Origin of the sequence: Candidatus Colwellia aromaticivorans (genome assembly GCF_003333305.1) — a bacterium.
GTDB lineage: Bacteria > Pseudomonadota > Gammaproteobacteria > Enterobacterales > Alteromonadaceae > Colwellia > Colwellia aromaticivorans.
The window spans coordinates 51,745-69,149 of sequence record NZ_QOLD01000019.1 but is presented as its reverse complement, the minus strand read 5'-3'; the positions used below and the strand labels follow the sequence as shown (position 1 = coordinate 69,149).

Annotated in this window: 17 protein-coding genes; 16 read left to right on the top strand and 1 reads right to left on the bottom strand. The window is 37.3% G+C overall.

All coding sequences use genetic code 11. The features are described from left to right. The 6 genes from DWA31_RS03200 (at position 1) to DWA31_RS03175 (ending at position 6,859) form a co-directional block, all read left to right on the top strand. The gene (locus DWA31_RS03200) at positions 1 to 2,154 is read left to right on the top strand and encodes a chemotaxis protein CheA (RefSeq protein ID WP_114325222.1); all 2,154 of its coding nucleotides are present in this window, start codon (positions 1 to 3) and stop codon (positions 2,152 to 2,154) included. Positions 2,155 to 2,220: 66 nt separating this feature from the next. Next, entirely contained in the window at positions 2,221 to 3,357 is a 1,137-nt protein-coding gene (locus DWA31_RS03195) for a protein-glutamate methylesterase/protein-glutamine glutaminase (RefSeq protein ID WP_114325221.1), read from the top strand. Next, on the top strand, positions 3,350 to 4,096 hold the full coding sequence (locus DWA31_RS03190; protein ID WP_114325220.1) for a flagellar motor protein: 747 nt from the start codon (positions 3,350 to 3,352) through the stop codon (positions 4,094 to 4,096). The genes DWA31_RS03195 and DWA31_RS03190 overlap by 8 nt, the downstream gene beginning before the upstream one ends. Further along, complete coding sequence (locus DWA31_RS03185; protein WP_114325219.1) at positions 4,093 to 5,067, top strand: flagellar motor protein MotB; 975 nt, start codon at positions 4,093 to 4,095, stop codon at positions 5,065 to 5,067. Before DWA31_RS03190 ends, DWA31_RS03185 begins: the two co-directional genes overlap by 4 nt. Positions 5,068 to 5,294: 227 nt before the next feature. Then, entirely contained in the window at positions 5,295 to 6,059 is a 765-nt protein-coding gene (locus tag DWA31_RS03180; RefSeq protein WP_114325218.1) for a ParA family protein, read from the top strand. A gap of 14 nt (positions 6,060 to 6,073) precedes the next feature. Further along, the gene (locus tag DWA31_RS03175; protein WP_245942463.1) at positions 6,074 to 6,859 is read left to right on the top strand and encodes a chemotaxis protein CheW; all 786 of its coding nucleotides are present in this window, start codon (positions 6,074 to 6,076) and stop codon (positions 6,857 to 6,859) included. Between the two features lie 60 nt (positions 6,860 to 6,919). On the opposite strand, the gene DWA31_RS03170 is transcribed toward DWA31_RS03175, so the two are convergent. Then, a complete protein-coding gene (locus DWA31_RS03170) occupies positions 6,920 to 7,090 on the bottom strand; it encodes a hypothetical protein (RefSeq protein ID WP_245942462.1) in 171 nt (56 codons plus the stop codon). Between the two features lie 147 nt (positions 7,091 to 7,237). Between DWA31_RS03170 and DWA31_RS03165 the strand changes: the two genes are divergently transcribed. From DWA31_RS03165 to DWA31_RS03115, 10 genes are all read left to right on the top strand, one after another. After that, positions 7,238 to 7,732, top strand: coding sequence for a chemotaxis protein CheW (locus DWA31_RS03165; RefSeq protein WP_114325217.1), 495 nt, complete (start codon positions 7,238 to 7,240; stop codon positions 7,730 to 7,732). 397 nt (positions 7,733 to 8,129) lie between these two features. Beyond that, positions 8,130 to 8,597, top strand: a complete 468-nt coding sequence (locus DWA31_RS03160; protein ID WP_114325216.1) for a DUF2802 domain-containing protein — start codon at positions 8,130 to 8,132, stop codon at positions 8,595 to 8,597. 102 nt (positions 8,598 to 8,699) lie between these two features. Then, the gene (locus DWA31_RS03155; RefSeq protein WP_245942461.1) at positions 8,700 to 9,473 is read left to right on the top strand and encodes an MlaA family lipoprotein; all 774 of its coding nucleotides are present in this window, start codon (positions 8,700 to 8,702) and stop codon (positions 9,471 to 9,473) included. A gap of 119 nt (positions 9,474 to 9,592) precedes the next feature. Continuing rightward, the gene (gene ribH, locus DWA31_RS03150; RefSeq protein WP_114325214.1) at positions 9,593 to 10,057 is read left to right on the top strand and encodes a 6,7-dimethyl-8-ribityllumazine synthase; all 465 of its coding nucleotides are present in this window, start codon (positions 9,593 to 9,595) and stop codon (positions 10,055 to 10,057) included. 10 nt (positions 10,058 to 10,067) lie between these two features. After that, positions 10,068 to 10,484: a transcription antitermination factor NusB gene (nusB, locus tag DWA31_RS03145; protein ID WP_114325213.1), complete on the top strand. Its 417-nt coding sequence runs from the start codon at positions 10,068 to 10,070 to the stop codon at positions 10,482 to 10,484. 284 nt (positions 10,485 to 10,768) lie between these two features. Further along, positions 10,769 to 11,737, top strand: coding sequence for a thiamine-phosphate kinase (gene thiL / locus DWA31_RS03135; RefSeq protein ID WP_114325211.1), 969 nt, complete (start codon positions 10,769 to 10,771; stop codon positions 11,735 to 11,737). Positions 11,738 to 11,761: 24 nt separating this feature from the next. Next, positions 11,762 to 12,241 carry a phosphatidylglycerophosphatase A family protein gene (locus DWA31_RS03130; RefSeq protein WP_114325210.1) on the top strand — a complete coding sequence of 160 codons (480 nt, stop codon included), beginning with the start codon at positions 11,762 to 11,764 and terminating at the stop codon, positions 12,239 to 12,241. 215 nt (positions 12,242 to 12,456) lie between these two features. Then, a complete protein-coding gene (gene hpf, locus DWA31_RS03125) occupies positions 12,457 to 12,813 on the top strand; it encodes a ribosome hibernation-promoting factor, HPF/YfiA family (RefSeq protein WP_114325209.1) in 357 nt (118 codons plus the stop codon). A 214-nt stretch (positions 12,814 to 13,027) separates the two neighbouring features. Then, positions 13,028 to 14,227, top strand: a complete 1,200-nt coding sequence (locus DWA31_RS03120) for an efflux RND transporter periplasmic adaptor subunit (protein ID WP_114325208.1) — start codon at positions 13,028 to 13,030, stop codon at positions 14,225 to 14,227. A gap of 15 nt (positions 14,228 to 14,242) precedes the next feature. Further along, on the top strand, positions 14,243 to 17,353 hold the full coding sequence (locus DWA31_RS03115; protein WP_114325207.1) for an efflux RND transporter permease subunit: 3,111 nt from the start codon (positions 14,243 to 14,245) through the stop codon (positions 17,351 to 17,353). The last annotated feature ends 52 nt before the right edge of the window (positions 17,354 to 17,405 follow it).

Here is a 17,405-nt window from a genome sequence, read left to right as displayed (position 1 = left end):
ATGTCTTTTGAAGCCGATGAAGAAATTCTCCAGGATTTTTTAGTAGAAGCAGGTGAAATACTAGAACTACTTTCTGAGCAATTAGTTGAGCTTGAGAATGATGTTAATAATACTGATTTACTCAATGCTATATTTCGTGGATTTCACACGGTAAAAGGTGGCGCTGGTTTTCTTGCTTTACATGAGCTCGTTGACGTTTGTCATGGCGCTGAAAATATTTTTGATTTACTTCGTAACGGTCAACGCTCTGTTAACGCTGAACTGATGGATACTATTTTATCAGCGCTTGATACGGTTAACAATATGTTTGCCTTGGTGCAAAATAAAGAGCCATTAGTTGCTGCTGAAGCAGATTTATTGGCAGAACTAAAACGTTTAAGTGTGCCTGAAGTAGAAGAAGTTACCGCACCTGTTCAAGCGACAACTCCCGTAGCTACAGCTCCAGAAGTAGCGGTTGCAGAAGAGAAAACTCCTGCGCCGGTCGAGTCGAGTTCATCTGATGAAATGAGTGAAGATGAGTTTGAGCGGCTACTTGATGAATTACATGGCGGTGGTAGCCCTTCTTCAGCACCTGCTGAACCAGTCACAAATGTTAGCTCCACCATCAATAATAGTAATGATATTTCTGATGATGAATTTGAATCGTTATTAGATGAATTGCATGGTGAAGGTGCTTTTTCAACAGACATTAGTCATTCAACTACACCATCAAGTACACCATCGAATACTTCTTCAGATGAAATTAACGATGATGATTTTGAGAGCTTACTTGATGAGTTACATGGTAAAGGTAATGCGCCTAAATCAGGAATTACTCCATCAATACCAGTAGAACCAACACCTATTAAAGAAGCACCAGTGGCGGCAAAACCTGCCTCTAAACCTTTACCAAAGCCGGAAGCTAAACCGGCATCAAAAACAGTGCCAGCGAATAAAAAATCTTCTCAAGCATCGGCTCCTCAAGGTGAAACAACGGTACGAGTTGATACCAAACGACTTGATATAATCATGAATATGGTTGGTGAGTTAGTGTTAGTCAGAAACCGTTTAATGAGCTTAGGGTTAATTTCTGATGATGAGAATTTAAATAAAGCAGTATCTAACTTAGATGCCGTGACTACTGATTTGCAGGGTGCAGTAATGAAAACCCGCATGCAACCGATTAAAAAAGTATTTGGTCGTTTTCCTCGCGTAGTACGAGATTTAGCTCGTAGTTTAGATAAAGACATACAACTTATTTTAGAAGGTGAAGAAACCGATTTAGATAAAAATCTTGTCGAAGCACTAGCAGATCCTTTAGTGCATTTAGTGAGAAACTCCGTTGATCATGGCATTGAAAAACCTGATGTTCGTGAAGCGATGGGGAAACCTCGCCAAGGTAGTGTAGTTTTATCTGCTTCTCAAGAAGGAGATCATATTCTGCTAACCATTAAAGATGATGGTGCAGGTATGGATGCTGAAAAATTAAAAAATATTGCGGTTGACCGTGGTGTACTTGATATAGAAGCCGCAGCAAGAATGCCTGATAAAGAAGCTTTTAGTTTAATTTTTGCCCCTGGGTTCTCTACTAAAACCGAAATTTCTGAAGTGTCAGGTCGTGGGGTTGGTATGGATGTGGTGAAAACCAAAATCACCCAACTAAACGGTACTGTAAATATCGATTCAGAAATGGGGGTTGGTACTGTTTTAGAAATTAAAGTGCCATTAACCTTAGCTATATTGCCCACGTTAATGGTCGTTGTTGGCGAGCAAACCTTTGCTTTATCTCTGGCTGCAGTGAATGAAATTTTTCATTTAGATTTAACGAAAACTAATAGAGTTGACGGTCAATTAACCATTATCGTTCGTGAAAAAGCTATCCCTTTGTTTTATTTAGATCAATGGTTAGTGAGAAATTATGAAGAAAAACCGCGTGATAAAGGCCATGTTGTTATTGTGCAATTAGGAAATCAGCAAATAGCATTTGTTGTTGATAGATTAATAGGGCAAGAAGAGGTAGTTATTAAACCACTTGATAGATTATTACACGGAACGCCTGGCATGGCGGGAGCAACTATAACGAGTGATGGTGGTATCGCATTAATTATAGATATACCTAGTATGTTAAGATTTTACGCTAAAAAATTACCAATGAATAAAAAATTGCGTTCATAGTTTGTTGGTGGAACATACTTGACTGTTTAATAGAGTGAGTATGATTATTTAAAGTTGAGAGAACAGATGGCCTACAAAGTACTTGTTGTTGATGATTCAAGTTTTTTTAGACGACGAGTCACAGATATACTAAATAAAGATCCGCAGTTAGAAGTTGTTGACGTAGCAGTAAATGGTCAAGAAGCGGTAGATAAAGCCATTTTGCTTAAACCCGATGTTATTACCATGGATATTGAAATGCCAGTTTTAAATGGGATTGATGCGGTAAAACAAATAATGGTAAAATCTCCAACGCCTATTTTAATGTTCTCTTCTTTAACGCATCAAGGCGCCAAATCGACTATAGAAGCTTTAGAAGCTGGCGCTTTAGATTTTCTTCCGAAAAAATTTAGTGATATTGCTCAAAATAGTGACGACGCAGGGAGCTTGTTACGACAACGGGTTGCCCAACTTGCTAAAAAGCGCGGATTAACTAGACGTAACTTATCATCAAGTCAACCTATTAGAGTTAATCGAAATCCTATCATAAATACGAGAAAATCTTTAGCTTCTATAGAGTCAAAAACAACAGAAGCTAATAGTGTAAAACATATCACTTCTCCACCAATAAGAGCATCAGGGAAAACGTATAAACTATTAGCGATAGGTACTTCTACGGGAGGACCTGTAGCATTACAAAAAATATTAACCCAATTACCACAAGACTTCCCTTTACCAATTATTATGGTTCAGCATATGCCAGCAACATTTACTAATGCTTTTGCAAGTCGGTTGGACTCTTTGTGCAAAATAAATGTTAAAGAAGCAAGTGATGGTGATGTCCTTAAAGCTGGTTGTGCTTATTTAGCTCCAGGTGGGCATCAAATGCTTATAACTGGTACAGAAAATGCAGCTAGAATAAAAATAATTGATGATAATTCAGCAAAAATAACCTTTAAACCTAGTGTTGATATTAGCTTTGGCTCAGCGGCAAAAATATTTGCCGGTAATGTCTTAGGTGTTATTTTAACGGGAATGGGAGCTGATGGCCGAGAGGGGTCTCGAATGTTAAAATCTAGAGGTGCGACAATTTGGGCGCAAGATGAGCAAACTTGTGTGGTATATGGTATGCCACAAGCCGTTACTTCAGCCGGTATTTCTCAGCTATCTTTACCGTTAGAAACCATCTCAAATGCGATACTTAAGGAAATAAAACATGGATAGACTAAGTATTGTTGGCCTATTGGTTGCAATATTAGCTATATATGTAGGCTTCGCTTTAGATGGCGGTTCTATCTCTACGCTGTTTGAATTACCTGCTTTTATTATTGTGGTTGGTGGTACATTAGGTGCTGTTATGTTGCAGTCATCAAGTGGCCAATTTCTTCATGCTTTTTCACTATTAAAGTGGGTGTTTTTACCGCCACGTTATGATATTGAACAAGGAATAGAAAATGTTGTTCATTGGGCTGAGAAATCTCGTGAGTCAGGTTATTTGGCGCTAGAGGATATCGCACTTGATGAAGAGGATAGTTACACCCAAAAAGGTTTAAACCTGTTGGTAGATGGTGTTGAGCTTGATAATTTAAGAGTCTCTTTAGAGCTAGATTTAGATATCTATCGAGAACACAATTTGCGCTCGGCTAATGTGTTTGAATCTATGGGTGGTTACAGCCCAACCATCGGTATATTAGGTGCTGTTTTAGGGCTTATACATGCCATGAGTAACTTAACTGAGCCTTCCTTACTAGGGCAAGGTATTGCCACTGCGTTTATTGCGACTATATATGGAGTTGGTTTTGCTAACTTAATTTATTTACCTATTGCAAACAAAATCAGAGCCATTATTCATCAGCAAACAATGTATCGTGAAATGATTTCTGAAGGTTTGATTTCTATCGCTCATGGCGAGAATCCACATGCAATCGCCAATAAATTATCAGCGTTCAGGTTAGAGCAGTGAATCGTTTACGCAAAAGAAGGCATTATGTAGAACATGAGAATGTTCATCGTTGGCTTGTTTCTTATGCCGATTATATGACTTTACTCTTTGCGTTATTTGTTGTGCTTTATGCCATGGCTATGATTAATGAAAAGCCATTTGAAACAATTACTGAATCAGTGGGGCGTGTGTTCCAGGCAAACAATGAACAGCCTAAAAATCGTGGTCACGGTGATGATATTCTTAATGTAAATAGCAGTAAAACAAATAAAAGGTTGTATGGCAATGGCTTACTTGATGTTGCTGGGCCACAACTGTTAGAGGGTGAGCAAAGCTTATCAAATATATCTCATTCTCAGGTAGGCTCTAACTTAACTTCATTAGAAGAAGAGTTACATACAGCACTTTATGAAATAATAGAGTCTGGTTATGCGCAGTTACAAGTTGATGGTGATTGGCTAGAAATAGAATTAAATAGTGGCTTGTTATTTCCAAGCGGTTCATCTTCTACAACGAATTCAGCAACTAATATTTTAGCTGTTATTTATGATGTAATTGATGAAGTAACTAACTTTGTACGGGTGAGAGGGTATACTGATAATCAAGTCATTAATACTGAAATTTTTTCATCTAATTGGGAATTATCTGTTTATCGAGCCACTGCTATTTTACAGGTTTTAGAAGACTTGGGTATGAACCCTGCTCGAATGGCTATTGAAGGATACGGGCAATACTACCCTAGTGCTGATAATGCTACCGCTCAAGGTCGTGCAAAAAATCGAAAAGTGGTTGTAGCAATTTCGAAGTATGGTATAGAGAAATCGAATTTGTTAAATACTCCAACAATCAGTGAGAAAGATGTCGAAGCAATAACAAAAATAATTGAGCCAGACAAGCAGGATGATGAAATTAAAATAATTCGTTTAGCTAATGGTGGTATTCGTATCACGACGAGAAGCGAAAGTGATAAAACTTCAAAAAAAACAAAGTAATAGTTCTACCAGTAATTAATAAAGCGAAAGTAATGATGAACCTATACCAGTTTCATTAATTAGGTGTTCTATTTTATACGCAGGAAAAATGGCCAAATACAAGGCGTTTATTTTAATAACTAGTTGACTCATTATTAAATAAACAACGAAGTAGTTGGTTGTTTTAACCAGTAGAAATGATCACATATTTAGTGAGATTGGTATTCAATAAGTATTAGGAATAACTATTGGAAGTTTGGACGGTAGCAAATCAGAAAGGTGGTGTTGGCAAAACCACAACAACTATTGCTTTAGCTGGGTTGTTAGCTGAATGTGGTAAAAGAGTGTTATTAGTTGATACAGATCCCCACGCATCGTTGAGTTATTATTTTGGTATCGAATCTGAAGATTTAGAATTAAGTGTGTATGATTTATTTACACAAGTCTCTTCAACGGAACAAATTTTACAAAGTTTATGTCCTACACAATATAGTCATATAGATATATTGCCAGCAACGATGGGGCTAGCAACCTTAGATCGCTCATTAGGGGCTAAAGGTGGTATGGGCTTAGTGTTAAAAAAAGCCATGAGGAAAATTTCACATCATTATGATTATGTTTTGATGGATTGCCCGCCTGTGTTAGGTGTACTTATGGTGAATGCCTTAGCCGCAGCAGGTAGAATTATTGTGCCAGTGCAAACTGAGTTTTTAGCATTGAAAGGGTTAGATCGAATGATTAAAACCATGAATTTAATGCAAGGCGAGCAAGAAAAACCCTTCCTGTATACTATAGTTCCCACAATGTTTGATAAACGAACTAAAGCCTCTATTTTAGCTTATCAACAATTACAGGATACTTATAAAGAAAAAGTTTGGCCTGGAGTTATTCCTATTGATACTAACTTTAGAAATGCCAGTGTTGCACAAAAAGTTCCTTCACATTTTTCTGCAAAATCTCGTGGGGTTTTTGCTTATAAAAGCTTATTAGATTATTTAGTGAAATCAGCTTGAGAAGTAGAAAATATATGGCAAAACCATTAGCAGCAAGTAAAAAAGTAATGAAAAATTATCTGTCTGAATTAATGACGGATGAACCACTTGTACAAAACAAGGTACAAAAAAGTACAGAAACTAGTGTGACTGTGGCTGATAGTGCGGTTGAAAATAAACGTTTAGAAGCTTTACTAAAAAATGTTAATGCAAATCTTGATGTTAAAGAAACTGAATTCACTACACACAAAAGTGTTAATGAGCAATTAGGTAATAAAAACGTTGCTGAAATAGACACAATAATACATCCAGCTGAAACAAGTTTAGTGACTCAAAAAAGTCAGGGTGATGTTAGTGTTAAATCTCAAAAGTTATATCGCCAAGGTGACTTTCAGGCACTTTATTTTGATGTTGGAGGCTTAATATTAGCGGTTCCTTTGATTGAATTAGGTGGAATTCATCAGGTTGATAAAACAACTCCGTTAATTGGGAAGCCTGAATGGTTTAAAGGCGTAATGCTCTATAGAGATGTTAAAATTAATGTTGTTGACACTGCATTATGGGTAATGCCAGAAAAATGTGATGAAAAATTGAAAAAATCGCTAAACTATCAATATATTATCATGTTAAATAAAAGTGGTTGGGGCTTATCAGCTGAAAATTTGATTGATACGGTAATTTTAAACCAGGAAGAGGTTAAGTGGATAGACTCACCTAGCAAGAGGCCTTGGCTAGCCGGTTTGGTAAAAGATAAAATGTGTGCCTTACTTGATGTTGATTCATTAATTCAATTGCTTAATGAAGGTAGCGGAATCAATTAAGTTAATTCATAATGCTATCAATGATTAAGTATATACCCGTTCCACTTGAAGATGTATGATTCAGCTGGAATTAGAAACGCCTTTAGGCAAGGCATTGATTGAAGAGAATGGTTGTTCAGGATAATGTGCTCCTGCATTATCTAATAAGCTACATCCATGTAGCGCCATTCTCGAAATCAATAACGCAGCATAAAGCGTTTCTAAACCAGCCCTTTGGGGAAGGCTGAGCAAATCATACTCTGCGTTACATTTCTTTTTAAGGGAATAACCCTTAATAAAAAAAAGTGCCTTGATTATGAATCGCTCAGAGTTCCTGAAACGAGCACCTTCAAGTGGAGCGAGTATGGGTTTTAAAAATAATTTTGAGAGGCAAGTAGTATGTCTGATGAAAGACGCAGTTCTAATAAACAAACGGGTGAAAATGACGAAGTACTTCAATGGGTAACATTTAAGCTTGAAAATGAAACTTACGGCATCAATGTTATGCAAGTACAGGAAGTTTTACGCTATAGTGAAATTGCACCTGTACCTGGAGCCCCCCTTTATGTGCTTGGTATTATAAACTTACGTGGTAATGTTGTTACCGTTATTGATACTCGCTCTCGTTTTGGTTTAGAGCCTTGTGATGTAACTGATAATACCCGTGTAGTCGTTATCGAATCAGAAAAACAAGTCATTGGTATATTAGTTGATAGTGTCGCAGAGGTAGTATATCTAAAAACATCTGAAATAGATGATGCACCTAACGTTGGTAATGAAGATAGTGGGCAATTTATACAAGGTGTCTCTAACCGTGATGGTGAATTACTCATCTTGGTTGATTTAGATAAATTACTCTCAGATGATGAGTGGGATGAATTAAAACAATTTTAAAACACCTATACCCAAGCCACCTCAAGATGCAGGATTCAGCTGGATTTAGAAACGTCTTTAGGCAAGGCATTGATTGACGATAATGGTTCTTCCCTTATCGAAATCAATAACGCAGTATAAAACGCTTCTAAACCAGCCTTTTAGGGACGCCTGAGCAAAACATGCTCGTCGTTACATTTATTTTTAAGGGCGCTACATGGATGTAGCTTATTAGAGAATGCAGGAGATATATTCTCCTGAACAACCATTAATAAAAAAATGTGGCTTGATCATGATTTACTCAGACGTCCTGAAACTCACATTTTGAGGTGGCTTGGGTATATAACCTTAAGAAGACTTGTGTTTTGAGCAGTACTATCTCATTTTAATTTTCGTTATTTATTGAATTATTAAGCTTATGTCCTTGTTAGCTGTACCTATTATTGCCGTTGTGGCACTTGTTGCAAGTGTTTTATCTCTTGTTGTGATTTTTATTTTATCTGTAAGACATAAAGCTCAATTAACTCTGCTTACATCTCAATACCAAGCGCAGGAGTTAATCCTTAATAATATACAACGAACAAATGAGAAATTACATTTTGATATAGATAAGTTACAGCAACAATATGAACAAATAATGATAGAGAATACACAAGTATCTAAACAACTTGAGCACCGTATCAAAATATTGCAAACGCAAATTGATAACCAACATGACGTTATTTCTCAGTTACAAACAGATCAAGGAGATAACAAATTTTATACTCGTGCAATAAAATTGGCCAAAAAAGGTGCCAATATTGATGAAATTGTTACTGAATGCGAGTTACCTTATGCTGAGGTTGAAATGCTAATATCTGTTTATCAAAAGAAAACCTCCTCTTAGTTTTTCCATTGACGACTTATCAAGTTTACTTTATGTTAAGCTAATTAGCTTTTCTGCACTTTATTATTTTTTAAATATAGCCATATGAAGGAATTAGGCTCAGTGAACTTATCTTTATTTCAATGTTTCCGCACACTTATATTATTGTCTGTTATGTTATTATCTGCTTGTTCTACAACTCCTGCGGATGAAGGTATTAATGATCCTAGAGATCCGCTAGAAATTATTAATAGACCTTTTTGGACTTTCACTTGGGATTATGTGGACAAATATATTGCTAAACCCGCATCTGAACTCTACACCACTTATACCCCACCATTTTTACGCACTGGCTTATATAATATGGCGCTTAATTTAAATGAACCGTCGAGTGCTATTAATAACCTTTTGCAGTTAAAGTTTACTGATGCAGCAAAAAGTACCGGTCGGTTTGTCTTAAATTCAACCATAGGCTTATTGGGTTTTTATGATCCTGCTAGTGACTTTGACTGGTCCGGTGATCAAGAGGAGTTTGGCGAAGTATTAGGTAGTTATGGTGTTGGTGATGGACCTTACCTTGTTATACCTGCACTTGGGCCTAGCTCTGTCAGAGAAGAGGTAGGAGATTATGTTGATGGTTTATATTGGCCCTTAGTTGTTATTGATTTTTGGCCCAATTTGGTACGTTTAGGGATACTTGGGTTAGAGAAGCGAGCGGCAATTCGTGATCAAGAACAGTTAGTCGTTGAATCTACAGATCCTTATGAATTTATTAAAAATGCTTATTTTCAGAATATGAACTATCGATTATATGATGGTAATCCTCCTATCATTATTGATGAAGATGAAGAGGCTGAAATTGATGCCTTATTAGAAGAATTTGATGACATTGATTAATATATTTAAGCAAAGTTGATAAACATGTACCGAAGTTAAGCGCAATTTGATAGAATTGCGAAAATTTTTTACTCCTGTCAAAGTTAATTTTTGACATCACTATTTTTGGAAATATTTAGATGAATATCATTGAAGGTTCATTTGAGGCAAAAGGCAAAAAATTTGCCATTGTTGTGTCACGTTTTAATCACTTTATTGTTGATAGTTTATTAGATGGTGCCGTTGATGCACTTAAGCGCCATGGTAGTGTTGCTGATGATGATATAACTATTGTTCGTGTTCCAGGCGCTTATGAGCTGCCATTAGCAGCAAAAAAAGTTGCGGCTAAAGGTGAGTATGACGCGATTATTGCTATTGGCGCTGTAATTAGAGGCGGTACTCCTCATTTTGATTTCGTTGCAGGTGAGTGTAATAAAGGTTTAGCACAGGTTTGTTTGGAATCAGAAATTCCGGTTTCTTTTGGTGTTATTACCACTGACTCGATAGAACAAGCTATTGAACGTGCGGGAACTAAAGCGGGTAACAAAGGCGCTGAAGCAGCTCTTGGCGCATTAGAAATGGTTAACGTTTTAGCTCAACTGTAGGATATTTATTGTGAAACCATCACCTAGAAGAAAAGCACGCGAACTTGCGTTTCAAGCTGTATTTTCATGGCAAATGAGTCAAAATTCAGTTACCGATATTGAAGTTAACTTTATAACGGATAATAGTAAACGTCGATTTGATATAGAGTACTTCCAGCAATTGCTTCGTGGTGTTACAAGTAATGTTAAAGAGTTAGATCTTGCTATTTCTCCACATGTTGATCGTCCCCTTGATGATATTGATCATGTTGAAAAAGCCATTTTACGCGTAGCTGTTTATGAATTGAGCGACTGTCAAGATGTGCCTTATCGAGTGGTTATTAATGAAGCTATTGAATTAGCCAAATCATTCGCAGCTGATGATAGCCATAAGTTTGTTAATGGTGTGTTAGATAAAGCCGTCAAATTAATTCGCCCTCAAGATTAATCGCAACATATTTGTAGTATATACTCATGTTACCTCGAAATACTCGTTTCAGCGAGAATTTAAAGGCTTAGAGGCAAGGCATTGATTGAAGAGAATGGTTATTCCCTTGTCAAAATCAATAACGCTGCATATAAGCCTTTAAAACTCGCCCTTCGGGGACGCCTGAGCAAATCATGCTCGTCGTTGCTCCTTTTTTTAAGGGAACAACCATTAATAAAAATAAGCGCCTTGATCATGAATTGCTCAGGCGTCCTGAAACAGACATTTTAAAGTATCATGAGTATATGAAAGAATTTGAGCTGATAAAGCATTTTTTTACCGAGCAAGCTGTCAAAAGAAAAGATGTTTTACTCGGTATTGGTGATGACTGTGCTGTTGTTGCTAGTACACAAAACCAAGACATTGTGGTTACTACAGATACTTTAGTTGCCGGGGTTCACTTTCCTTTAGAAACTTCTCCTAGGGCTATTGGACATAAATCAGTAGCAGTTAACTTGTCTGATATAGCTGCCATGGGAGCTAAACCAAGTTGGTTGTCTCTTGCCATAACGTTGCCTGAAGTTAATCATGATTGGCTTGCTGAGTTCTGCCTAGGTGTGTTTGAATTATGTGAATTTTATAATGTACAGCTTATTGGTGGTGACACCACGCAAGGCCCATTAAGTATTACCATCACAGCGCAAGGCTTAACGCCTGAAGGTAAGTATCTATCACGCTCAGGTGCTAAAACTGGTGATTGGCTTTATGTTACGGGTGAACTGGGTGATGCGGCTTTAGCTTTACAGCATTATAACGGACAAGTTTCTGTTAGTAGTGACTCTGTTGATAAAATACAAGCTAAATTAGATTACCCTAGACCTCGTGTCTTAGTGGGGCAAACTTTACGCGAATATGCTTCTTCCGCGATTGATCTTTCAGATGGAGTACTTGCTGATTTGGGACATATCTGCAAAGCCTCTAATGTTGGTGCTAATATTGTCCTTAATGCTATTCCATTATCAGACATTATGCTTGATACATTATTATTTGATGATGCCATAAATCTTGCTCTTAGTGGTGGTGATGATTATGAGTTATTATTCACAGTCTCTGAAGATAAAAAAGTCGGTATGGAGACTGCCGTATCTCATGTGGGAATACCAGTTACCTGTATAGGTCAAATAAATTCATCAAAAACTATTTCAACAACGTTAAATAATAAACCTGTACCTATTAAGAATATAGGTTTTGAACATTTTTCTACAAAATCATAACCTAAGCCTTTTGCGCAATAACCTATGAAACATATCGAAACTAAACCTGATTTTGATCTAACACAACCTATACAGTTTTTAGCATTAGGGTTTGGCAGCGGATTAGCGCCTAAAGCACCAGGAACCTTTGGTACGTTAGCTGCGATACCTGTCTTTTTATTATTAACATTGTTACTGCCAACGCCATTGCCTTATGCTATTGCTGTGATCGTTATGGGCTTAGCGGGTATTTATATTTGCGGTAAAGCTGCCGATGATGTGGGTGTCCACGATCATCCTGCTATTGTGTGGGATGAATTTATTGGTTTTTTTATTACCATGTTTATGGTACCCGTAACTTGGCAATCGATTCTCGTGGGTTTTATACTTTTTAGAATTTTTGATATTTTTAAGCCTTGGCCAATCTCTTTTATTGATAAAAATATGACAGGCGGCTTTGGTATTATGTTTGATGATGTACTGGCTGGAATCTTTGCTTTAGTCATTATGCAGCTAATTTTTTAGTCGTTTTATTGTTTCTTAGCTATTTATTGATTTTTATCAATAGTCTTTTCTCTTGTTTTAAGCTACTTTTATACCTGAGGTAAAAAAAACTTCCTAAAAGCTTGTTTTTTATTTTTCTACCCTCAGCTATTTATTAGGGCAATGAGTATTTAATCGAAATGCTCTAATTTCTAGCTCATCGTACTTGATTAAAGTAATCGCTAAAAGGAATACCTATGAAAATAAATCTTTCTGGTCACCATGTAGAAGTTTCGGACTCAATTAGAGAACATATCGAGGAAAAATTTTCTAAAATAGCTAATCATTTTCCAACGTTAATTGCCTTAGACGTAATTATTTCAAAAGAACATCACAAACATCAAGTTGAACTGATAACAAATTATGAAGGTGGACGAATATCAGTTACTGGCTCTGATGATGTTATGTTTCCAGCTATTGCTAGTGCAGCCAAAAAACTTGATGCAGCACTGAAGCACCGTAAAGGCCAATTAAAAGCAAACTTACATGAGAAGCCAATAAGTACAGCCCCAGAAATTGCTCATGAAAGAGTACAAGAAATGAATTTGGGATAAACGCTAATATTCATTAATTTTATTTAAAAGCTGTGAATTTTATTCACGGCTTTTTTTTGCCCTCAGTAATCTGTCTAATTAATCGAACCCCATTGGTATTATAAATAATTACTCTTTTTGAACGACCCTGTGTAATAATTGTAAAATGAAAAGAATATTTCATATGCCGAATTCGGCATATGAACTTACCAAGTGTACTAATAAGGATTTCTAGATGCTTAACCCGTTACTTCACCGTCATCAATCTATAAAAATAACGTTAATTACTTTACTTTCCATAACTATTTTTTCATGTTCTGAGCCAGAGCAACAAATAAAAGCACCACCACCTGCTGTTTCGGTTTATAACGTGACGGTAGAAGAAGTAGGCAGAAACCGGGAATTTGTTGCTCGCACGCAAGCGTTTAAAGAGGCTAATTTACGTGCTCGTGTTGAGGGCGAGCTGATAGAACGTCATTTTAGAGAGGGAGCTATGGTTGAAAAAGGTCAATTGTTATTGAAAATTGACCCCGCAAACTATGACGCTTTACTGAGTCAAGCTAAAGCTGACTTAGCAAGTAGAGTGTCAGGTGAGGATAATGCTACTCGCAATTTAAGGCGTGCAAAAGATTTAATTGGTGATGGTTACATTTCTCAATCAGACTTTGACCGTTTAACGACAGAAGAATCTCAAGCAAAAGCATCAGTAAAAGCAGCACAAGCGGCTTTAAGACGTGCAGAATTAGATTTAGGTTACACAACTATTTTAGCGCCATTTACGGGTCGTATTGGTAAAGTAAATTATAATGTTGGCAACATTGTTGGTCCAACAAGTGATGCGTTAGCAACCCTGACAATTACCGATCCTATCTATGTTAGTTTTCAGGTAGAAGAAGAGTTATATTTAAATTATTTACAAGAGCATAAGGATTCTGAAAAGCCAAGTGATGTAAAAATTGATCTGAGTCTACGCTTACCTAATAACACTACTTATGATGAGCAAGGACAATTAGATTTTACTGGTATTAAAATTGAACAAGGTATGGGAACGGTTGAGTTAAGAGCATCATTTGCTAATACCAATGGTATTATTTTACCCGGTTTATTTGTCACGCTTATCACTGAAAGTCAGAAAAAAGAATCGATGTCTATGGTGCCACAGGCGGCTGTACAAGCAAATCAGCAAGGGAAATTTGTGCTTGTAGTTGATGAGTCACAGACAGTCAAACAGCGTCATGTTGTTTTAGGTCGCCGAGTTAATGCTATGTGGATTGTGGAAAAAGGACTTGAAGCAGGTGAGCAGGTTATTATAGAAGGATTGCAAAAGGTGAGACCGGGAGTAACCGTTAATCCGGTATTAAAAGTGGTGGATGCTTTAACGGGTACTATTACTGAACAAAAAGACGAACATTCCGCTTCAGCCATTAATAAGTAGTGAAGGAATCACTCTATGATCAGTAAAACTTTTATTCATCGTCCTAAATTTGCTTTTGTTATTTCAATTGTTATTTCTTTGGCTGGCCTTATTGCTATGGGGTTATTACCAGTAAATATGTATCCGGAAATAACACCTCCGCAAGTACAAATTAGTGCAGTATACCCAGGAGCAAGCGCTCAAGTGGTTGAAGAGTCGGTGATACGACCCATTGAAGAACAAATCAATGGCGTGGAAGATATGATGTATATTGATTCATCAGCTTCTAATAATGGTAGTGCCGTTATTACCGTGTACTTTAAGGTAGGAACTGATGGTGATATAGCCCAAGTAAACGTACAAAACCGTGTTGCTTTAGCGACAAGTTCCTTACCTGCAGAGGTTACCCGACAAGGGGTAAATGTTGAGAAAAAATCCAGCTCAATGTTAATGGGGATTAATCTGTTTTCAGAGCAAGCAAGTATTGATCAATTATTTTTGAGTAACTATGCTACTAACTATTTAACTGAGCCTTTAGGGCGAATTAAAGGTGTCGCTTCTGCAGAGGTAATGGGAGAAATGACTTATAGCATGCGTATCTGGTTGAACCCTGATCGTATGTCATCTCTTAACGTGACAGTTAATGAAATACAACAAGCGCTTACCGAGCAAAATATGATTGTTGCTGCAGGTAAATTGGGCGCTAGTCCAGCATTACCTAATCAGCAATTTGAATACTCTATACAAGCACAAGGGCGCCTTAAAAGCCCTGAAGAGTTTGGCCAAACCATTATTCGTGCCCAGAAAAGTGGTAATTTTGTTCGTCTTACCGATATTGCCCGTATTGAACTTGGCGCAGAAGACTATTCAACTAAAGCGCGTTTAAATGGTAATGACACCGCCTTTTTAGTTATATATCAATTACCTGATGCTAACGCTACTGAGGTTGCCGAGTTAGTTAAAGCTAAAATGGTGACATTGGCAGAGCGCTTTCCTGATGGTTTAGAGTACGTCATTCCTTATGACACCACAGCGTTTATTAATCGCTCCATGGAAGAAGTTAAAGTTACCCTGTTTCAAGCGGTTGGCTTAGTTATTTTAGTGGTATTTCTCTTTTTGCAAAACTGGCGCGCTACTATTATTCCGACACTAGCGATACCTGTTTCCCTTGTTGGTACTTTTGCTTTTATGTTACTTATGGGATATTCCATCAACACGATAACGTTGTTCGGTTTGGTGTTAGCGATAGGTATTGTTGTTGATGATGCTATTATTGTAATTGAAAATGTTGAACGTATTTTAAAAGAAGATAAGTTACCGATAAAAGAAGCAGTAACTAAAGCGATGGAGCAAGTTTCAGGACCCATTATTGCGACTACATTAGTATTATTAGCGGTATTTGTTCCCGTTGGATTTATGCCTGGTATTACTGGCGAATTATATAAACAGTTCTCTATGACAATTTCATTTGCCGTCATTATTTCTTCTATTAATGCACTAACATTGAGTCCTGCTTTATGTACTGTTTTATTATCAGAAAAAAACATGAAGCCAATTCAATGGCTACAACCAATGGAGCGTTTAATTGAGCGGATGACCGGTGGTTATACTAAAACGGTTAGCTTTTTATTGAAACGGGTTGCGCGTGTAGGTCTGTTTGTAGGCATTATTTTTGTTAGTGCAGGTTGGTTAACTACCGCAGTACCAACCGCATTTTTGCCTGCTGAAGATCAAGGCTATTTATTTGTTGATATTCAATTGCCTGACGCGTCATCAGGTAATAGAACCCAAGCGGTAATGGATAAAATAGTTCCTATAATCACAGGTGATCCAGCAGTAGATGATATTATCACTGTAGGTGGTTATTCTTTGCTCGGTGGCCCAGGTTCAAATAACGGATTAGCTATTATCCTTCTTAAAGACTGGGATGATAGAACTACCCCTGAATTAGGATTGAAGCAAATTATTCCTAGGCTAATGGGGCAGTTATGGTCAATGCCTGAAGCGCAAATAATGGTTTTTAACCCGCCACCAATTCCCGGTCTAGGGACTAGTTCAGGCTTTGAGTTTCAATTACAAGACAATGAAGGTCGAGATCCTGCATTACTTGCTCAAGTGATGAATGGCCTTATTTATGAGGCAAATCAACGCCCTGAATTAAACCGAGTTTTTAGTACTTACCGTGCTAATGTTCCGCAATACTTTTTAGAAGTCGATCGTAATAAGGCTAAAGCACAAGGTGTGGCGCTTTCCGATATTTTTGTTACTTTACAAGCACAGCTTGGCTCATTGTACATTAATGATTTTAGTCAGTTTGGCCGTACTTACAACGTCACTATTCAAGCGCAAACTGAGTACCGTAAAGACCCTTCAGATTTACGTCATTACTATGTACGTAATAAATACAATGACATGGTGCCGTTAACGACTTTAGCAAAGTTAAAGCCTATTTTAGGGCCAACAACAATTAAGCATTTCAATCTTTATCGCAGTGCAAGTATTACAGGACAAGCGGCAGCAGGGTATTCTTCGGGTCAAGCTATTTCGGCAATGCAAGAAATGGCTGAAGACTTACCGCAGGGATATATTTATGAGTGGTCAGGGCAATCTAAACAAGAAATTGAAGCAGGAGATTTAGCACCAGTATTATTTGCTTTAGCTATTTTGTTTGTTTATTTATTCCTCGTTGCTCAGTATGAAAGTTGGACTATACCTTTTTCCGTTATTGCTGCTGTGCCTTTAGCTTTATTTGGCTCTATGCTGACTTTATATACGGTTGGTATGGCCAATAATATTTATGCTCAAGTGGGCTTAGTGCTACTCATTGGTTTGTCTACCAAAACGGCAATACTTATTGTCGAGTTTGCTATGGAAGAACGCACTGCAGGTAAGAGTATTTTTGATGCAGCACTGAATGCCGCTAGAATGCGTTTTCGTGCGGTATTAATGACAGCATTATCTTTCGTACTTGGTGTGCTTCCATTAGTTTTTGCCACAGGAGCAGGTGCTGGAAGCCGTGTTTCCTTGGGTGTAACCGTACTTGCAGGTATGGTTGCGGCAACTGTTTTTGGCACTTTATTAGTACCGTATTTTTATATGGTAGTGCAACGTATGCGTGAGAAAGTCAAAGGTGAAACAGGTGAATAATAATTTCGAACTACGAGTGATAAGTCGCTAGTAAATTATAAATCGTTAGGCG